This is a genomic window from Streptococcus sp. 1004_SSPC, from assembly GCF_001069025.1.
GTDB classification, from domain to species: Bacteria; Bacillota; Bacilli; order Lactobacillales; family Streptococcaceae; genus Streptococcus; species Streptococcus vestibularis.
In genome coordinates, this window is the sequence record NZ_JWGQ01000011.1 from 22,528 (window position 1) to 41,404 (window position 18,877).

Annotated in this window: 16 protein-coding genes; 2 read left to right on the plus strand and 14 right to left on the minus strand. The window is 42.1% G+C overall.

Translation table 11 applies throughout. The annotated features are described in order from the left end of the window. Positions 1-238: 238 nt before the first annotated feature. From addA to ADF62_RS00930, 11 genes are all read right to left on the minus strand, one after another. The gene (addA, locus tag ADF62_RS00890; RefSeq protein ID WP_048787876.1) at positions 239-3,892 is read right to left on the minus strand and encodes a helicase-exonuclease AddAB subunit AddA; all 3,654 of its coding nucleotides are present in this window, start codon (positions 3,890-3,892) and stop codon (positions 239-241) included. Further along, positions 3,882-7,202: an ATP-dependent nuclease subunit B gene (rexB, locus tag ADF62_RS00895; RefSeq protein WP_048787905.1), complete on the minus strand. Its 3,321-nt coding sequence runs from the start codon at positions 7,200-7,202 to the stop codon at positions 3,882-3,884. The genes addA and rexB overlap by 11 nt, the downstream gene beginning before the upstream one ends. A 252-nt stretch (positions 7,203-7,454) precedes the next feature. Further along, positions 7,455-7,583, minus strand: a complete 129-nt coding sequence (locus tag ADF62_RS11645) for a hypothetical protein (protein WP_003096101.1) — start codon at positions 7,581-7,583, stop codon at positions 7,455-7,457. Positions 7,584-7,610: 27 nt separating this feature from the next. Then, positions 7,611-7,763, minus strand: coding sequence for a hypothetical protein (locus tag ADF62_RS11305; RefSeq protein WP_227337323.1), 153 nt, complete (start codon positions 7,761-7,763; stop codon positions 7,611-7,613). A gap of 401 nt (positions 7,764-8,164) precedes the next feature. Continuing rightward, positions 8,165-8,845, minus strand: coding sequence for a hypothetical protein (locus ADF62_RS00900; RefSeq protein WP_048787877.1), 681 nt, complete (start codon positions 8,843-8,845; stop codon positions 8,165-8,167). 4 nt (positions 8,846-8,849) lie between these two features. Further along, positions 8,850-9,296 carry a LytTR family DNA-binding domain-containing protein gene (locus tag ADF62_RS00905; protein WP_037621291.1) on the minus strand — a complete coding sequence of 149 codons (447 nt, stop codon included), beginning with the start codon at positions 9,294-9,296 and terminating at the stop codon, positions 8,850-8,852. Between the two features lie 213 nt (positions 9,297-9,509). Beyond that, positions 9,510-10,496: a TcaA 3rd/4th domain-containing protein gene (locus ADF62_RS00910; RefSeq protein WP_003096093.1), complete on the minus strand. Its 987-nt coding sequence runs from the start codon at positions 10,494-10,496 to the stop codon at positions 9,510-9,512. Between the two features lie 28 nt (positions 10,497-10,524). Further along, positions 10,525-10,746, minus strand: a complete 222-nt coding sequence (locus ADF62_RS11075; protein ID WP_048787878.1) for a hypothetical protein — start codon at positions 10,744-10,746, stop codon at positions 10,525-10,527. Further along, a complete protein-coding gene (locus tag ADF62_RS10055) occupies positions 10,722-11,087 on the minus strand; it encodes a hypothetical protein (RefSeq protein WP_048787879.1) in 366 nt (121 codons plus the stop codon). Before ADF62_RS10055 ends, ADF62_RS11075 begins: the two co-directional genes overlap by 25 nt. Before the next feature lie 172 nt (positions 11,088-11,259). Beyond that, complete coding sequence (locus ADF62_RS00925; RefSeq protein ID WP_048787880.1) at positions 11,260-12,441, minus strand: DUF6574 domain-containing protein; 1,182 nt, start codon at positions 12,439-12,441, stop codon at positions 11,260-11,262. A 117-nt stretch (positions 12,442-12,558) separates the two neighbouring features. Then, positions 12,559-13,944 carry a Cof-type HAD-IIB family hydrolase gene (locus ADF62_RS00930; protein WP_003094843.1) on the minus strand — a complete coding sequence of 462 codons (1,386 nt, stop codon included), beginning with the start codon at positions 13,942-13,944 and terminating at the stop codon, positions 12,559-12,561. A 71-nt stretch (positions 13,945-14,015) separates the two neighbouring features. Between ADF62_RS00930 and ADF62_RS00935 the strand changes: the two genes are divergently transcribed. Continuing rightward, positions 14,016-14,984: an asparaginase gene (locus tag ADF62_RS00935; protein WP_048787881.1), complete on the plus strand. Its 969-nt coding sequence runs from the start codon at positions 14,016-14,018 to the stop codon at positions 14,982-14,984. Positions 14,985-14,987: 3 nt separating this feature from the next. Then, a complete protein-coding gene (locus ADF62_RS11080) occupies positions 14,988-15,131 on the plus strand; it encodes a hypothetical protein (protein WP_172798551.1) in 144 nt (47 codons plus the stop codon). A 51-nt stretch (positions 15,132-15,182) separates the two neighbouring features. Here ADF62_RS11080 and ADF62_RS00940 read toward each other — a convergent pair whose 3' ends face one another. The 3 genes from ADF62_RS00940 to recG all read right to left on the minus strand — a co-directional run bounded on the left by ADF62_RS00940 (position 15,183) and on the right by recG (position 18,810). After that, positions 15,183-15,395 (minus strand): helix-turn-helix domain-containing protein, encoded by a 213-nt coding sequence (locus tag ADF62_RS00940; RefSeq protein WP_002889236.1) that lies wholly within the window; start codon positions 15,393-15,395, stop codon positions 15,183-15,185. Between the two features lie 8 nt (positions 15,396-15,403). Further along, positions 15,404-16,012, minus strand: coding sequence for a DUF2975 domain-containing protein (locus tag ADF62_RS00945; RefSeq protein ID WP_003094114.1), 609 nt, complete (start codon positions 16,010-16,012; stop codon positions 15,404-15,406). 767 nt (positions 16,013-16,779) lie between these two features. After that, complete coding sequence (gene recG / locus ADF62_RS00950) at positions 16,780-18,810, minus strand: ATP-dependent DNA helicase RecG (protein WP_275043064.1); 2,031 nt, start codon at positions 18,808-18,810, stop codon at positions 16,780-16,782. Between the last annotated feature and the right edge of the window lie 67 nt (positions 18,811-18,877).

Consider the following 18,877-nt stretch of genomic DNA (forward strand, 5'->3'; position numbering starts at 1 on the left):
TTAATTGTAATTTTTCTAACCTTATTTAGATTAAGATGAGCTTGTTATAATAACCTTCGTAGGTCTAAGCGACCTACAAGATACTTTTTTCATAACCGTTTTCACCCTCTAATATTTTAATGAACTTACAATACTGATGGAAATTTATCGGAAAGCCTGGTGGAGACACCGGTCTTTTTTACTTGGTTTCGGAGACAAAAACCACTCTCTCACTATGAAAGAATGGTTATGCTATAGCTTATACTTCTACAACTTCCAAGTTTTTTCCACCTAGGAGAATAAGGTATTTATCAATCTTATCTACTTGATAGGCTTGGCTAAGTGCTTTAGCATATAGGCTCATTTGCCCTTTGTAGCGTTCCTTAAGCTCACCAGGTTGAGTAAAATGGTCCGTCTTGTAATCAAAGAGGACAATACGGTCTTCAAGAAGAAGGTAGCCATCGATGATACCACGGACGACAAAGTCTTCTTTACTAGCGGGATCTTCTGCTAACATAGCAAATGGTGCTTCACGACGCAACTTACCACGGTTAGCTAGAATGAGCTTCCCAAGTTCGGTGTCAAAGAAGCCTAGTAGCTTTTCTAACTGCACACGCGCCTTAACTTGATCATCTGCCGATACCCGACTCAAGGCCTGTGTCAAGTCTTGGAGGGTCACAGTATCAGAAAGAATCAAGCGTTGCATGAGTTCATGGGTAGCAGAACCAACCGCAGCTCCGGTTACCTTAATCTTTTGTCCAAAGTCTGGTAACTCAAAAGTGGTTGCTGTCTCAAGAGGTTGGACTTCCTCTTTCTTGTCCATGATATCTACACCTTCTGTATCCATAACTGGTTCGTAGAAAGTCTTCAGCTGACTTGGAGTACGCACCGATGGTAGGTCAATCGCTGGTGCATAGAGTTGGTTGAGTTTTTTAACACTTTCTAAGACAGTCAGGGCACGCTTAATCTCTTCTGTCTGACGATTGTTAGATAAATCATCGGCATCTACTGCCGCTTGAACTTCAACCTGACCAATAGCCTCTGGGATCAACTCCTCAGCCTCAACAAAGCGAACAGTAAACTTGAGATCCTTTCTCATAAAGGCAGTATCCAAAGCCATAACCCAATCCTGATAAGTAGCGATTTGGTCACGTAGGGCTACTGGTAGGCGATTATTTTCAACATCCGTGCCAAATTGCTGGGTCAATTTCTCCTTACTGCCCTTACCAACCAGGTAGAGTTTTTTCTCTGCACGGGTCATTGCCACATAGAGTAGACGCATCTCTTCTGAGATACTTGCCCGTCGCTCTTCCCTACGATTTTCCTGGAAGGTTAAGGTCTCGAGAACAACATTTAACTTAGGCAAATTGGTGTTTATCTGGTCTTTAAGGTCAGCTAGGTACTTAATGCCAAGCCCTTTTTCACGGTTGATAATATACTTCCCGCTCAGGCCATCCTTGCTGTGACCAATGAACTTGCGATTCATCTGAAGGACAAAGACATACTTAAACTCTAGCCCCTTGGACTTGTGAATGGTCATGAGGCTAACGGCATTTTTGGGAACCAAGTCTGCCACTTCCTCTAGGTCGTTACCGCTAGAAATAATCTTATCAATCATACCAATAAAACGAGAAAGCCCCTTAAAGCCAGTCTTTTCATAGGCATTGGCACGCAAGGCAAGGGCGTAGAGATTGGCCTGGCGTTGCTCAGCTCGTGGAAGGCTGCCAACATAATCATAATAGAAACGATCGTCGTAAATCTTCCAGATGAGGTCATAGAGCGAGTGCCACTTACTGTAATCACGCCAATCTGATAGAGTCTCAATTAAGAGAGTCAACTTGGTCTCAAGTCCTTGGGTGACAACTTCTGGATGAAGTCCTGATTTAGTATGAGCTGCAAGAAGCTTATCGTAGAATTGGCCTTTGTCAGCCTGGACAGCAATCCTAGCCAGGTCGTCCTCGTTGAAGTTAAACATCGGTGAACGAAGGAGAGCAACCAAGGCGTAGTCATTGAGAGGATTATTGATGGCACGAAGAGTATCCAACATAATCATAACTTCTAGTGACTCAAGGTAACTTGACTTGTACTCGTCAGGAACCAAAGGAATTCCGTGCTCCTCAAAGCTTGCCATCAAGTCCAGATAGGTGTTGCGGGTTGGCGCAAGGAGGGTAATGTCCTCAAAACGTACACCCTGCTCGTGAAGTTTGATGATTTCTTTGATAACCAAGGAAATCTCGCCGCTACTGATAGGTTGATCAGCACTTTCCTCGTCGGGAGTCACATTTGCTTCATCACTATTATAAATCAGAACCTCTGTCTGATTTTCAGGATGGGGCTCTCTTTGCTTCTCGCTACCTGCTACCAACATATGAGTCTTGTCATAGAGGATGTCCCCGATTTCCTGATCCATGAGGTGGCTGAAAACACCATTAGTCGCATCAAGAACTTCAGATTGACTACGGAAGTTCTCCTTTAGAAGGATAAGTTTACCTGCATCTGGATTTTCAAGGAAAAGCTGGAACTTACCATTAAAAATCTGAGGGTCTGCCTGACGGAAACGATAGATGGATTGCTTGATATCTCCCACCATGAATCGGTTGTGTCCATTAGATAGGAGTTCCAACATGCGTTCTTGGGTATGGCTATTGTCCTGATACTCATCTACCATTACTTCATGGTAACGGTCACGGTAGCTAGCTGCCACCTCTGGATTTTCCTCCAAAATACGGATGGCAAAATGGGCAATATCCGAGAATTCAAAAGCATTTTCCTGAATCTTGGCCTGTAAATACTGGTCCGAAAAATCAAGTACAAAGGACTGAAGCAACTCCAACAGAGGTAGGATGTCATCATTATGCTTGGTCAAAACCTCGAGGACCGTTAGTTGGGTATCAACCTCTCGCAACTGGGCCACAAACTCATTTTTGGTCTTGTTGTAAGCTTCCTTGTAGGCCTTGAGTTCCTCGTCTTTAGGACGGGTCATATTGGTCAAACCAGTACCTCCTGACAAAGTCAAGAGTTGTTTGAGCAAGTCCTCCATATCCGTTTGGTCATTGGCCAGAGCTCCTTCAAGAAGGCTAATGGCATCCGACACATTATTCAGATACTTAGCCTTGGCAAATTCACGCTGAGCTAGACCTAAATGGTCTCTTAAGAAAGCTAGGAAATCAGCCAACAAGCCAACTTTAAGACCGTCTAAAAGATCATTTTTAGCCTGTTCTGGCTTGGCCTCCGTCTGCCCCTTTAAGAGATTTTGACGTAGCCATTTTTCAGGACCTGCAGTAGCCTGAGAAAAGTTATAGACATCGTAAACTAAATCACGGAAGGCCTTACTAGTTTTGCTATGTCCAGTGAAATTGCGGACCAATTTTTGGAAAAGCTGGGCATCCTTTCCTTGCATGTAATCGTTGAAGAGGTCAGCATAAACCTCATTTTTCATAAGTGTCTGCTCGGCAGGATCTGTCATGATGCGGAAAATAGGTGACACACCCAGGAGATAGCCATACTGATTGACCAATTTCTGAGTAAAGGCATCCATGGTTCCAATATCAGCTGTCCCAATCTTAGCAATCTGGTCCGAAAGAAAGGCACGCTCTTCATCCGTCTCAGCTTGTCCAAGCTGCTCTGTCAGACGTTTTTCCAGACGCTCTTTTAACTCACCTGCAGCCTTTACCGTAAAGGTTGAGATAAAGAGTTGGTCAATACCAACGCCACGTCCAATCATATCAAGGATACGCTCAACCATGACAAAAGTTTTCCCTGATCCGGCCGAAGCTGACACAAGAATATTAGTACCATTACTGTAAATGGCCTCAATCTGTTCTGGTGTTAACTTACGTTCCTTGTCAGAAGCTGATTCTTGGGCAATACGTTCCTCAATCTCTGTTGGACTTAAAAAAGTTTTAGTCAACATGGTTGTCCTCCTGGTCTTTTTTGTCTGCTGTTACAGCTTGATCAGTGACTGGAAAGGGGATGATTTTTTCAGCAACTTGCATCTCATTATCGTCCTCATCTTTTGCCATCAGCTCCAAATAGGCTTCCTTCTTGCCCTTACTTGGTAAACGCAAGAGTTTTCGAGCCTGTCCCATGTGTCGGTCGGCCTCAAAATGAGTAATTGCCTTGATTTGATCTCCTTGAACAGACTTGCCATCCTCGGTATAAGGATTGACCGCGAAATTCCCGCTTCTAATAACTTCAGCAGCACTTGTAAAGAGCTTGATATTGTAGTCTAGCAAGGTTTCTAGGTCCTTCTTGTCATAGGTGACAGTCTTTTGTAAATCATAGTTTCCACCAGCTAGATGCTCTGTTTCTGAAGCCACAAAAAGTCCCTTATAGGTCAATTCCTTATGAGCCTGAGCTGCTAGCTTATCCAGACCAAACTTAGCTAGGTTAAGCTGTGGGTCCTGCATGTGAAGATACATGGCCCCAAAAAGCTGAGCAGCATCAACCTTATAGGTTTGGCGAAGGGCCTCCAGATAGGTCACCAACTGCGGACTGAGGCCATTATAGAATTTCTGAATGTCAAAGACATTTTTACCTGACTTGTAGTCAACGACACCCAGAGCCCCATCCGTTAAACGGTCCACTCGGTCAATAATCCCTGTAATTTTGATGCTATTTGCTAAAAGTAAGTCAAACTTAGCTTCCTCACGCTCAACCTTAACCGCCGCATTGTCACGCAAAACACTGGCAGTTGAACGAGCGATATCTTCCAAGATCTGACGAGACAAGCGACTCTCTTGGTCCTCTGTATAGAGAATTTCAAAGGGTTGTTCCTGATTAGTCTGAGCAATAGCCTTTTCCAATTTATCATCGAAGTTTTCTGACGAAGAATCACCCATCACACGCTCAAAGACACGGTGCAAGTAAGTTCCGTGGTGTCGAGCATCTGGATGAATAGACTCCAACTCTTCAAGTCCCAAAACATAACGCAAGAAATAAAGATATTGGTTGTTATAGAAGGTCGTCAGAGCAGAAGCTGATAATTTCAGTGGTTCCTCCCCCGGAAAAACCAGCTGCATGACCTGTTCATCCACCTTGGTCGTCGTCACATCATCTATCACCGTTGGAATCAAGACTTGATCCTTATCAAGTCGTTTACGGAGATAACGTACAGCAACTGACCAGAAAGTCTGGGTGTCCTTGTCCAAATCTACATCCAAATGACTACTGTTAAGGGCAATGACAGTCGACAGAAGGTCTCTATAGTTCCCAATCTGGTCACCCTTGGCCTCGAAACGATTGCGTCCCTTTTCAACCAAAGGAAGACCAAGGTCAAGCAGCTCCTTCAAATAAACCGACATGTCATCTTGAGTCTCATTGAGAATTTGTGGCTGACTAAGCACCAATTGTTCACTAGCCGCATTAAAAAGTGACATAGCCACAAAATGCCCCCGCTGACTATTGCTCTGCGTAACAATATCCAAGCTCCTGTGTTCATCCGTCGCCTCATTGATACGACTACGTTCCTCGTCAGATAGGAGACTCTTATTTTGCCCTACCTTAGGAAAGTGTGACTGGGTCATCCCCAAAGCAAAAACATACGGAGCCGAATGTGGCTGGATCAAATCATATTTTTTCACATTGACCACATCAACAGTGGCTGGAACCGTACGGTAATCACAGGCCAACATTCCTGAACGCAAAATGGACAAAAAGTCGTCCACTGACAGTGTTTCTTCACCAAAAATAGTCTCAACCTGCTCCAAGAGTTGTGTGAAAGCCTTCCAGACTTGTTCATTCTGTTCTTTTTCAGCCTCACTGGCCTTGGCAGTCAAAGCAGCCATCTGACTTGGCACTTGCACAGCCTCTAAAAAGACCACTAGTTTCTTGAGTAGACTAGATCCCTTTTGTTTGCGACTATTAAGCAATTTGTCCAAGGGCTCTACCAGCTGTAACCTTAATCCATTGAGCTTGTCTAAATCATACTTATCACGACTGTTAGCTGTAAAATCAGACAAGAACTTATGGCGCCCCTTGATATCTGCAAAATTGACATAATACTCAAAAAAGTCTAAATCCTCTTGAGTAAAACCACCATAAAGACCGGATTTTACGAGATTAAGCAAATCCTCGGTACGGTAGTTATAGCGCTTGATACGTTCCAACGAATCCACAAACTGTACCAAAGGATGGCTAGACATGGTTTCTTCCTTACCGAAATAATAGGGAATATCAAATTTTCGGAAAATCTGCCCCACCTGAAGCTTATAACTCTCCTCATCACCAAGCAGGACCAAGATATCCTTGTAGCGCTTGCCATCCGCCAGCAACTGACGAATACTCTTGGCAACCTGAGCCACCTCTTCCTTTTGGTTGACCACTTCCCAGACCTGCAAGGCTTGCTTGTCCTGAGCAGTCAGCTGCTCATCTACCGTACTAAAATCATGACGGCTCTCCAAAAGACGGCTAATGCGATCAAAAGAAGGATTGCCCTCTTTGTCTGTCGTTACATAGTCGGGTGTCACCTTATAGGTTTGAGCCAAAGTTCTCAAAAAATCCACTGAGGCCTGATAAACATTGCCATAAACAAAGTTAGCCCTATAAGCTTTTTGACTGGCATAAGTTCCAATGACAATCTGATGGCACTTATCATTCAAGAGTGCAACCAGAGCCTCCTCCTCGGCAGAAAAACGCGTAAAGCCATCAATGACCAAAACCGTGTTGCCCAGGGCCTTATCCAAATGACCTGAGGTAATTTCCTTAAAAAAGGCACTGAGCTTTGATTGATTGTCAAAATCCCCTGCCAACAAGAGGTCCTGAGCCACACTGAAAATCCTGACCAAATCCTCTTGTTTCTCAACCTGATCCAGATGCTGCAAATCCAGAACCGTCATATTAGCCTGCTGCAACTCTTTATAAAGGTCCACCAATTGATTAATAAAGTTGCTATCCTTACGCAAACGGCCATAAACCTTGAGTTCATCATCGCCCATATGCGACAACACCTTATAAAAAATCATGGCCAAACCTGTATCATCCAGCTGCATCTTGGGGTTGCTCGTATTGAGAATAAAGTATCTCGCCATCTGAGTAAAACGAGTCACCGTAATCTCAAAGGATGCTGACTGAGGCAGGTATTCCAAGACCTTACGCTCCTTCTCAAATGACAGGGCATTAGGGGCAATATAAAAGACCCTTTTCCCTTTTTGAGCATAGCTGGTTGCCTGCTCCGTCAGAATTTCTGTCAAATCCTGAGACATATCCGTATAAAGTAATTTCATAAGACGTCCCTTTCTTGTCTCTACACCAGTCGTTGGGCTAAGCAAGGATCGCCATTCACTTAGCGCTAACAACCACTAATCCTTGCTATTATAACACAGAATTAAGCAACAATCAGACTCCTTCCTCATCCCTTTTTAGCCCTCTGGACTATGGGTCAGACATAAGCTTATCCCCTACAGTAAAAGTCCCAAATATCTGGTCCTATAGCCCAAAAAAGAACCAAATCAAAAGATTTAGCTCCACAACTTTATTTAAAAATTAATTCCTAAAAGGTAGTCACCACTGCTTGGAATCAGCTTGGCATCACTATACTTCCTAAGAATATTCTTGGCTGAGTGAAGGTTAAGACCAGAGGTCTTCTTCTGATTTTCTTCCTGCATAATGGCATCAAGGTCAACTTTTTCTTCTTACGTCCTATTTTCCATGACGAAATGGTAGCTACCATCCTTATCATGGCTATGAAAACTAAAATTGATTTGACTTACAGGCACCTGCTTACTCTCATCAATCGCATTACTAAAGAAAATAGACACTCGTAGGGTCAAGTCAACCACATTCATAGCAAAACCTGATCGTCATTCGTCCCCATCAGAATAATCTCTAGCACATCTTCACTAACAACAGACATGACAGGGTTAGTTGTTCCTAAATCAACCAACCGCTTTCTTTCTCATAGTAATTTCCCTTCTAGCCTCATTTTCTGTTTATCTGACTTTCAGTCTTAGCATGCATTCGCCTAGATTTTTTAATGTCATATTCGTCACATAAAACTCCAATAGAGTATAATCATTCCAATCTAGTTTTTCACTATACTCTATTATCACAAATAAAGAGACTACAAAATAGGAAAAAAGGGAGTGGGAATCAATCTGATAGATTGGATGAACTTAGAAATACAGGAGTATTATCTCCCTAATGTCATGCTCTTAGCAACTTCTCTCCTAACTTAATCAACCGCATTCTAACCAATATAAATAATTTCTAAATTACCCAAGGAAACTTCCCCTTTGATGTAGAAATCCTTGCTAGTCAAATTACTTGGATTTTCCTGGTGTTGAATAGCCGAGAGCGAGTTGTCCACATTAATATGAACTCGCCAATCACTGGGGACATAGAGACTCAAGCTTCCCAGAGAAACGTCCACATCAAACTGGGCAGATGACCCCTCGATATGACAATTATCAAAATAAACGGAAGCCTGTCCTAAACTTACATCCGCACTTCCATGAGTAAAGTGTTGATCATTGAGATATTTGGTCACCGTTGAAAAAGACACATCGATATCATTACCACCATTGTTAGCGTCTGAGCCAGTAGAACCCAACCCAAAACGATTCTTTGTTTTACTAGAAGAATTGAAGAGGATATTCAAGCCAATAACTGCAAGAATAGAAGAGAGGATAACGACCAAATTAGATACTGGAAGAAAATGGAACTGCCCGTTAAGTGAAAAAAGAGCCACAATGCCATAGGCGAAACCAAGAGCAAAATGTCGCTTCAAAAAACTAGAAAGGGACAAAATAGCCAGTAAGACTACCCAAGCTAACATCCAAAAACTAATTTCCCATTGTATAAAATAGTCTTGTACAATTACCAAAGCTGCCAAAAGGATCAAGAGGATCCCAACTAATTTCTTTCTCATTATCTTACCTCATTTCGTTTAGTCGTTCTTTTAAAACTTGATAGTAGCGTCTTGATACATGGACCTGCTTGTGGGTCTGATAGAAATTAACCGTGCTGGTCCCTGAAAAAGACTTCTCTAAAGAATAAATCTGCTTTACGTTGACAATGGTCGATTTGGAAATCCGACAAAAGGCAATCGGTAACAAGTCTTCCAATTCGTAGAGCTTTTGCTTTACCTCATAGGCCTCATCCTTAGTATGACCATAAATTTTCTCCCCGTCTGTTTCAAAAAAGAGAATATTTGCCAAATCCAGAAAATATTCACTACGATCCTTATAAAAGGTTAAAGGAACTAACTTTTGCTTTAGAATAGACTCTTGGAGCTGGGCTAATTCCTGTGTTAACCGAGGAGCTCGAATCAAGATTTCAGACTCATCCATGGATGGGTCTAATTCGATTCTAACTTTCATAAGACTCCTTTCCTGTCCTTTTGATGGTTCCATTATAACAAGTACTTTACACAAAACAAGGCCTTTTGGGGTAAGTGGCACAGTTTAGCCCCTAAGAGGTAAAAACAGCCAAACAAAAGAACCCAGCAATTGCCAAGTTCTCCATTTTTTAGTGTGGAGGACTAACCTCCTATTTGTAATCTGTTCAATGCTAACTAACTGAGAAAGCTACTGTTATTTCACGGTATTTTCACGGCTCACATGTTGCGATTCGCCAGCCTTGCCGTTGATACGATAGTTGCTGTAGTCAGAACTACTACTGCTAGAATCGCTATCATCGTCTCCAACGTATTCCACATTACATGACCAAGAGATTTTATCTTTGATATCTCCTGATGACTTGAATTTTGAATCATAACCATAGTAGAAATCATAAACGGCTGTGAAGGTCACCTTGAAGGTCTTCTCACCAGTCTGAACGACTTCTGTTACGTCAATGCCTGAGAAGGTAATACTATCGGCAGCTCGGTTTTTAGCACCTGTAGTATTTTTATCAATATCAGCCGTTACATCCTTATACATGGTATCATCAGTACCATTAAGGAAAATGACAGAAACACCATCTGTAGTCGTGTTATGATTTGAGGCATAACTATCAAACTTACCATAAGCTGCTGTCAAAAAACGGTCTGCCGTATCACGGTCAAGAACTCCGTCAGCATCTAAAGTAACCGTTTGGCCTTCAGAGATTTTCTTAATAGACAATGTCTCTGTCTTGATAGAGCTATCATCTTCGAAATTCTTCTTAACATAAACAGCTGATGGCCCAGCAACTGCTACCTTGTTTACATCAAATTTCTCTGAATTAAGGGTTCCAATCTTAGTACCACCGATGTAGAGATCCCCATCCTTAACATTAGATTTAACAGTAAAACTGAGATACTCTACAGAAAGGTTGACTTCCGTTTTAGAGGTCACATTTTCCTCAGATGAGACCGTGATTTCTTGGTCATTGACCTTACCAGAAGCCACAAAATTGTAAGTTCCTGGATAGAGATGGTTCAATTTAGACGTGTAGTTATTGCCATCTGTAGTCGCATAAGCAATACCATTAATAGTCACATTCAAATCAGCTGTATTAACGGTTAAATCAACCGTTCCAGGATCTACCACGACTCTCCACTTAGGAAAAATAAGAAACTGGCGGCCAACCTTTTGCATACGTTAACCAGACATAAGTTAGCTCTTGCTATAGGCTTGTGTACTTGGCTTCGGATGTTTTAATTTCCTTTTTAGTATCAGACCATACTTGGTATTCTAGGCTATCCCTAAAGCTCTTCTTAGCTGCTGCTTCATAACGTTCTGCTACTTGACCACGTGAGTAGTAATAAGAACCAAAGCCATAACCAGCAAGCGCTAGGACTGCTACAACAACACCAGCAATAATCAGGATTTTCTTTCCTTTAGCCATGGCTGGTTTCGCTGCCTTACCATCTGAGATAAACTGATGGATGGTTGACACATCATACCTGAAGACTTACCAAGTAGGAATTCCTCAGGAAGAGGTTGACGTCCAACATAGGTTTTAAAAGCCTTCATCCAGATGGCTTGTGCTTCTTTAGAAGCGGCCTCTGAATTTTCTTCAGTTTGACCTTGATCTGCGTGAGATACTGGTGAAAGCTCCTCAATTTCTAAAAGAGTCGTTTCCTCTTCATCACCAAGCGGGACATCTTCAAACACTTCCTCGGCAACGTCATACTCATCAACTTCTTCTGTTGGTTCAGGATAAGTAACTTCCTGATCCAAACCCATTGCAGCAATGCCTTTAATAGCCTTTAAATCAAGGTCTTCTTTTTAGCCTTCTTCAATTTCCAAGACACGGGGCGGACGACCAACTGCCTTTTCAAATAAATCAATCGACTTTTCTTCTGTTGCCATAAAGACTTCTATACACTTGCTTTTTCAAAAAATGCTAGAGCTTTACTTAGAATAGAAGACCTATTGTAAATGATGACATGATAGTAAATACGATTGCAAATAAGATAGACAAAATGACACCATTCAAAAGTGCTGCCAAGATCATTTGATAGAACTTATCAGCCTTCCACGCTGTTGTTACAGGAACAATTGTAAAGAGGTTTGCAAGTGCAAATAAGAAGTAAACAACATAGAACAAGAAAAGTGGGAAGCCAACAAGTCCAATAGCTCCGAACAAGATGGTTACAAGCAATACTGGCAAGGCTAATGATGTCAAGCGACCAAAACGGTCAAAACTATTCAAGAAAGTAGTCTCTGGGTCACGGAAGATGGCCTTACGTGTCACAAATCCTGCCAAGATGAAGGCAAAGATGAAGAGGAAGGCAGCTAGGATACTTGCGAAGAAAGCCCCAAAACCAATACTAGATGTATGACTTGAAAATGAAGATGAGTAACTATCTGTTCCATAAGAACCAAACATACTAGACAATGCATTTGTTGTTGATACAACTGGGCTAATAAATTTACGTGCCACAGCGCTCAAGATTGCAAAGAAGGCAAGTCCAGTGAAGAGTGACAAGAAGATATAGTTAAGCCAACCATTGTGTTTGCCATAATCTGTCATGTCAGCTGGACGACGCCATGTATTAAGCAACCATGTCCAGTAGTTTTTGAAAGTTGTCGCAAATGCTGATGGTTGTGCTGGAACAACTACAGCTTGGCCATTGATAAATTGAACGTTTTGAGCTGGTTGAAGAGGTTGACCGTTAGCAAAAGCTGCTTGTTGACCAGCTTGAGCATTCGCAAAACCAGCTTGTGGTTGCACTGCTTGATTTGGCACTCCTTGTACTGGAGCAGCTTGCACCCCCGCAAAGGTTGGTTGAGGTTGTGCTGCCTGAGCAGTTGCAAAAGGAGCTTGCGGTTGTGCGTCTTGTGCACTCGCAAAAGTCGGTTGTTGTTGCGCTTCTTGTGCACCAGCGAAAGTTGGCTGTGGGTGCGACTCTTGGGCTGGTGTTTCTTGAACATTAGCGAAAGCTGGTTGCGCTGGCGCTTCTTGTACTGGAGCAGTTTCTACTTCTGGGGCGTCATCTTGGAACTCACCAGCTGCAAGTGCCGCTGCAATTTCTTCTTCAGTCGCTGAACGACCATTGATGGCTTCAAAAAAATCTAACCAATCTGCTTTAGTCATAATAATCTCCTTAAAAATACATAGAACGACTTTATTTTATCACAAATAAATCCATTAATAAATGTCATTTTTATTAGAAAAAGGTTTGGAGCAGACTGTCCAAACCTTTTTCTCTTCTTATTTACTTCTTTGTAGGGATTTTTGAATCTGACGATCTAGCTCACGTTTAATGTGTGGTTCTGGTGCAAATCGCTCTTCCCAATCACTTGGTTTAAGAATTTTGTGGGTCACAGGATCAAAATGAGCCTTGCCATCTGGGAAAATTTTCCCCATATTAGCCTCATGAACGGTATCAAAGAAAGGCTTAGGATCCACCCCCATAAGAACAAATGAACCATAGGTCAAATAAAGCAAGTCTGTCAAAGCATCCACCTGACCAACCATAGTTGATTCTGAATGCTCTTTAGAACTAACTTTGAGGGCTGCCTTATCAAGAGCAGCATGCAAATCCAGGACAGCCTGACCAAAGACACGCTTGTCCCCACCTGATGAAGCGTAAAGGAATTCGACAATTTCTTCCAACTTGAAGTCCGAACGGTGACTAGCTTCCTCAATACCGTAAACACGAGGCATATCAGTAGTTGAGCCATCCATCAAATGGTGGAAATCCTTAACCTTGTTGAAGTTGTCATCATCGCTGGTAAATGAATTTTCTGTCTCAAAGTGAATCAAACCATAGTGTGACAAGGCTTTAGCAATCCCATTCTGGTTATTAGTATCAGTGACATGGGTAGCCTGGTCTTTCAGTTCGTCTTCACCATTACCCATGGCAACACCAACGCCGACGCCAGACAGCATTTCTAGGTCATTTTCCGAATCCCCAAAGGCCATAACCTCACTGAGTTCAAAACCAAAAACCTCACCTAAATGAGCGATACCTTTTAACTTAGATTGGTCTGCTGAAATAATATCGGCTGAATAAGGGCTTGAACGGGTAATCTTCACATGAGGAAACTTTTCTTCAATATCTTGTGTTTCCCCCACCGTCGCTACCATAACCACCTGATAAATAGGCTCACGCATGATAGTCTTAAGAGTCTCAATACTTTGTGGCTTGAAACGACGAATCAAAGACTTGAAACTACGTTCCACCATCTTAGCCCAGGACTTAGGGACAATATGGCTAACGATTTGTCCAAACTTACTCGTTCCCATACTAATAATATTGGAACCAACAAGACCTGTGCTAGTCCCTAGAGAAATCTCTCTACGGTGCTTGGTAGCATAGCGAATCAAGTTGTAGACTGTTGATTTAGGGAGCTGATTTTGATACAGGACCTTGTCATGAGTTAAAATATATTGACCATTATAAGTGACTGCAAAATCCAGACCCAGATTGTCCATGAAAGGCTGAACAAATCCTGGACCACGACCTGTTGCCAAACCAACCAAGATACCATCTTCCTTCATTTGAGTGATAGCTTTTTTGGTTGAACTTGACACACGTTTTCGGTCATTTAGAAAAGTCCCATCAATATCAAAAAAGACTGCTTTAATGGCCACAGAGCTCCCCTCCTTCTAACATTTTATGATAAAATAAATTATAACACATAATATAATGGTGAGTAATATAAATGACAAAAAAAATCCTAGTCCTTCATACTGGAGGAACCATTTCCATGTCCGCAGATGACGATGGCAAGGTCAGTCAAAATGCTGATAATCCCATGAACCATGTTGGACTTGATCTAGATAATCTGGACTTAACTGTCCTAGACTTCCTTAACATCCCTAGCCCACACATTACGCCTTACCATATGCTTGATATTTATAAAAAAATCAAGGAAACAGCTGGACAATATGACGGGGTGGTTATCACCCACGGAACAGATACCCTGGAAGAAACAGCCTACTTCCTAGATACCATGAACATCCCTGAAATTCCAATCGTCATAACTGGTGCCATGCGTTCGTCAAACGAGCTAGGAAGCGATGGTGTCTACAACTATCTCTCAGCCCTTCGTGTCGCAAGCAATGACAAGGCTGCCGATAAGGGTGTCCTAGTCGTTATGAACGATGAAATCCATGCGGCCAAGTATGTAACCAAGACTCATACTACAAATGTGGCAACCTTCCACACACCAACCCATGGTCCACTAGGCATCATCATGAAGCATGATATCCTCTGGTTCAAAACTGCTGAGCCTCGTGTTCGCTTTGACTTGGAACAAATTACAGGAACAGTACCAATCATAAAAGCCTATGCTGGAATGGGGATTGGAGATGGTATCATCAGTCTCCTAGACCCTGAAAAGATTGACGGCGTGGTTATCGAGGCCCTAGGTGCTGGAAACCTCCCACCACTAGCTGCAAGAGAAATTAAGTCACTTATGGACAAGGGAGTTCCCGTTGTACTCGTTTCCCGTTGCTTTAACGGTATCGCCGAACCAGTCTACGCCTACGAAGGGGGAGGCGTTAAACTCCAAGAAGATGGCGTTATGTTTGTCAAAGAACTCAATGCACCAAAAGCCCGCCTCAAACTCCTCATCGCACTTAGTGCAGGACTGGAAGATCAAGAATTGAAAGATTATATCGAGGGGTAAAACATGAAACTTAGCATTGAAGCAACTGATAAATTGGAAAACAAAGATTTCCACTATGAACTAATCGTCTCACAGACACATGTCGCCATGGTCTGTGGTACTGTGCTAGCCAGTCTAGCCCTGATGGCATGGATGAAGAAAAAATAAAAAAAGCTTGAAGCATCGTCACTAGAAAAGTGACTGAACTGCTTCAGGCTTTTAGTTTTCTTCGTCTGGTCTATATTCAAGAATATCTCCTGGTTGACAATTCAACTCCTTACAAATAGCGTCCAGTGTTGTAAAACGGATTGCCTTGGCCTTGCCTGTCTTAAGAACCGAGAGATTGGCTGGGGTAATACCAATCCGTTCTGCAAGCTCACCCGAGCGCATCTTCTTCTTAGCAAGTTCAACGTCCAAATTGACAATAATCATAAGCCCTCCTAAATCGTATACTCATTTTCCTCAGCAATGGCATTAGCCTTAGTCAAAATCATAGAAACAGCATATAGAACAAAACTAACTAGCAAATAACTGATGTTAAAGAAACTATAACTCTGGTTGCCTGTTCCAAATGTAAAGATACCATTATTGATAAAGGCCCCAAGAACTAGCAAATGCGCTGACCAGCGAACCAACTTAGCATTTTTAGCGATGAAAATATCAGAACGATACAGATTAATCAGAAAGGCACGTAGACACAACAAGAATCCTAGGTTGACTGACATACGAAGGAAATCAATGATTGCTGCAAAAAGTGTCAGACTAGTGCTACTACTTTTCACGGTAACTCCTGAACCAAGAAGCATACGCAAACCTTGTTGTAAGAGTCCTTCATGACCAGTCAGGATAAAGGCATCATTAAGAATGGTAATAACAAGACTTAAAAAGCCCGCAAAAAGGAGGACATTAACGAACAAGAGAACACTACGCAAACGTTTTTGTTCTTGCGTTTCCTGGTGACTTTTGGCACTTTTGGCAGACCGCCAACCATAATAACTAGAGCCAGCTAAGGCTAGGACGATTAAAACATAAAATAAGATAGTTTTCATGTGTTACCTCGATTTGTAAATACATTGTGATTTTTTGAAGAATAGACTTGAAAAAGCCAAGGTGCATATAGGAGACCTTGACCTCGTTCTAAATCATTAGCTAACTATTAACAGTATTATTATATCGAATATCAATATAAGATACTAGTTTATAGATAAGATTTTACTACTTTTCAAATAAGATTTGTTCAATGATTCAAAAAACAGAAAAACCAGCCAAGAAAATCTCAACTGGTTAGCTTACTTATGTTAATCGCCTAGACTGGTCATTCTTCCGTCTAGACTTTTTATGAGTTTAAGAAGAGGGATTCTACGTTATGAAAAAAGGAAAAAGGGATTTTGGAAAATGAGGAATGAAAGTTGTAGAATATGGGTAAATTTGGCCTCTTCCTAGCATCAATACTAGTTTTGATAAACCTTAAAGTCTTGAGGATGCTTCTGGAAATTTCGGTTGTAGGTTACTTTAATTTTTACTGTCATTGTTATGTCCTCCTTTTTAGGAATGGTTTGGCCTAGCCAAAACGTTTTATTATCAAAACCTATCTCGTTTTGATGGTTTTATTATAGATTGCCTAACTTAAAGAAAGCTTGTAATAAGCTTGAAGGAAACTTAAAACTCTCAGTGAGTTTACTGAGAGTTTTTGTTATCATGGATAAAATAAGGTAAAACCTGCAAAATAAAATATAAGACCTATCATCGTAAGAAAGAAGGCATGGAAGATAGCAAAAAATCGAGATTTAACCGCTTCTTTTCATTGGTTTCCTCCTCAGTCAAACTCACTTTGACTTCTCAAATGAACTTCTATCACCTGCCAACCAGGATTCTCACGCCAGTTAGGGTCAGATACAATTTGACTGGCCACACGCCTTGCTTCTTCTAGGATATTATAGTCTTCCACAATATCAGCCACTTGAAATTCAGGAATTCCTGACTGACGTGTTCCAAAGATTTCTCCTGAACCACGCATTTTAAGGTCCTCTTCTGCTAGAACAAAACCATCCGTAGTCTCACACATGGCCTGCATGCGTTTTTTCCCGGTATCATTTTTAGGATTAGCCACTAAAACACAGTAGGACTGCTTATCGCCACGACCTACACGGCCGCGAAGCTGGTGAAGCTGGCTAAGTCCAAAACGATCCGCATCCATAATGACCATAACCGTAGCATTTGGCACGTTAACTCCCACTTCAATAACTGTGGTTGATACTAAAATTTGAGATTTTTTGTCCTTGAAATCTTGCATAATTTGGTCTTTTTCATCATTTTTCATGCGACCGTGCATCAGAGCCACTGTAGCTGAATCCCCAAAGAAATCTGTGAGTTCCTGATGAAGGGCCACAGCATTTTTCAAATCAAGAGCCTCAGACTCTTCAATCAAAGGTGAAATAAAATAGACCTGAGCATCTTTTTCCAACTCACCCTTAATCCAAGCCAACACGGTATCTAGTTGCTCATGTTTAACCCAACGGGTAATAATAGGCTTACGCCCTGCTGGCATCTGGTCAATGATTGACACATCCATCTCCCCAAAGGCAGTGATCGCCAAGGTCCTAGGAATAGGTGTCGCTGTCATCATAAGGACATCAGGATTATCACCTTTCTCACGGAAAATACGACGTTGATTAACCCCAAAACGGTGCTGCTCATCAGTAATTACTAGCCCAAGCCTGTGATAAGTCACTGTATCCTGAATCAGTGAGTGAGTCCCCACGATCATCTGAGCCTCCCCAGATTCGATTTTGGAAAGAGCTACTTTTTTGTCCGCCGCCTTCATCCCAGAAGTTAGGAGCACTACCTCTAGATCAGGAAAAAAACCTTGCAAACTCTGATAGTGCTGCTCTGCTAAGATTTCCGTAGGCACCATGAGGGCAGACTGCAATCCTGCCGTGTAGGCTCCATACATGGCAAGGCTAGCGATAACTGTTTTTCCTGAGCCCACATCTCCCTGCAAGAGACGGTTCATATGAGCACCAGATTTCATATCAGCTAGGATTTCCGATAAACTGCGCTGTTGGGCTTCTGTCAAAGGGAATGGTAATTCTGCAATTTTGGCTTTGATTTTGGCTTCATCGTAAGCAATTGCTAGACCATTGGTTTCGGACTTATTCTCAGCCTTCAGCACCTGTAAGTTCATCTGGAAATAAAAGAGCTCCTCAAACTTGGTTCTACGTAGAGCCTGCTTATATTCAGCCAAATCTTTCGGAAAATGCATGGCATGCACAGCCTCTTGGCGTCCCATGAGACGATACTTGTCCATAAGCACCTGTGGGAGACTCTCCTCCAATAAATTCAAGGCCCCACTATCAAAAGCTGCCTTTATAGCCTTTATCAGCTGGGCCTGACTAACACCCTGGGTCACATGGTAAACTGGCTGCATGTCGTCCTCAACTTGAGCTAATACTTTCATACCAGTCACTGCAGACTTCTTCTGGTCCCATTTTCCAAAAATAGCCACTTCTGCCCCCATCTCAATCTTGTCCACAAGATAAGGCTGATTGAAGAAACTAATGGCAATCACTGCCTCTCCTTGCTTGATTTTAAAACTCAGACGATTACGTTTAAAGCCATAATACTGCACATTGGCAGGTGTCACCACCGTTCCCGTAATAACAGCCTTTTCGCCATCCATCAGTTCAAAGATAGACTTACTCTTAAAATCTTCATATCGGAAAGGAAAATAAAGCAAGAGGTCCCCAACCGTGTGCAAATCTAATTTGGTAAATTTTTCAGCGGACTTAGGACCAAAGCCTTTCAAATCCGCAATTGGTGAATCTAGTCGAATCATATTCTCTATCATTTCTATCGTGTTCTTCTCCTCGTGAAAGAGGAAGCCTTATCAGCTATTATAACACATGAAAATGGTC

Excerpts from the sequence above, each read along its gene's own strand:
- addA (WP_048787876.1), bottom strand. The coding sequence starts at position 3,892 with ATGTTGACTAAAACTTTTTTAAGTCCAACAGAGATTGAGGAACGTATT.
- rexB (WP_048787905.1), bottom strand. The coding sequence starts at position 7,202 with ATGAAATTACTTTATACGGATATGTCTCAGGATTTGACAGAAATTCTG.
- ADF62_RS11645 (WP_003096101.1), bottom strand. The coding sequence starts at position 7,583 with ATGCAGGAAGAAAATCAGAAGAAGACCTCTGGTCTTAACCTTCACTCA.
- ADF62_RS11305 (WP_227337323.1), bottom strand. The coding sequence starts at position 7,763 with ATGAATGTGGTTGACTTGACCCTACGAGTGTCTATTTTCTTTAGTAAT.
- ADF62_RS00900 (WP_048787877.1), bottom strand. The coding sequence starts at position 8,845 with ATGAGAAAGAAATTAGTTGGGATCCTCTTGATCCTTTTGGCAGCTTTG.
- ADF62_RS00905 (WP_037621291.1), bottom strand. The coding sequence starts at position 9,296 with ATGAAAGTTAGAATCGAATTAGACCCATCCATGGATGAGTCTGAAATC.
- ADF62_RS00910 (WP_003096093.1), bottom strand. The coding sequence starts at position 10,496 with ATGCAAAAGGTTGGCCGCCAGTTTCTTATTTTTCCTAAGTGGAGAGTC.
- ADF62_RS11075 (WP_048787878.1), bottom strand. The coding sequence starts at position 10,746 with ATGGCTAAAGGAAAGAAAATCCTGATTATTGCTGGTGTTGTTGTAGCA.
- ADF62_RS10055 (WP_048787879.1), bottom strand. The coding sequence starts at position 11,087 with ATGGGTTTGGATCAGGAAGTTACTTATCCTGAACCAACAGAAGAAGTT.
- ADF62_RS00925 (WP_048787880.1), bottom strand. The coding sequence starts at position 12,441 with ATGACTAAAGCAGATTGGTTAGATTTTTTTGAAGCCATCAATGGTCGT.
- ADF62_RS00935 (WP_048787881.1), top strand. The coding sequence starts at position 14,016 with ATGACAAAAAAAATCCTAGTCCTTCATACTGGAGGAACCATTTCCATG.
- ADF62_RS11080 (WP_172798551.1), top strand. The coding sequence starts at position 14,988 with ATGAAACTTAGCATTGAAGCAACTGATAAATTGGAAAACAAAGATTTC.
- ADF62_RS00940 (WP_002889236.1), bottom strand. The coding sequence starts at position 15,395 with ATGATTATTGTCAATTTGGACGTTGAACTTGCTAAGAAGAAGATGCGC.
- ADF62_RS00945 (WP_003094114.1), bottom strand. The coding sequence starts at position 16,012 with ATGAAAACTATCTTATTTTATGTTTTAATCGTCCTAGCCTTAGCTGGC.
- recG (WP_275043064.1), bottom strand. The coding sequence starts at position 18,810 with ATGATAGAGAATATGATTCGACTAGATTCACCAATTGCGGATTTGAAA.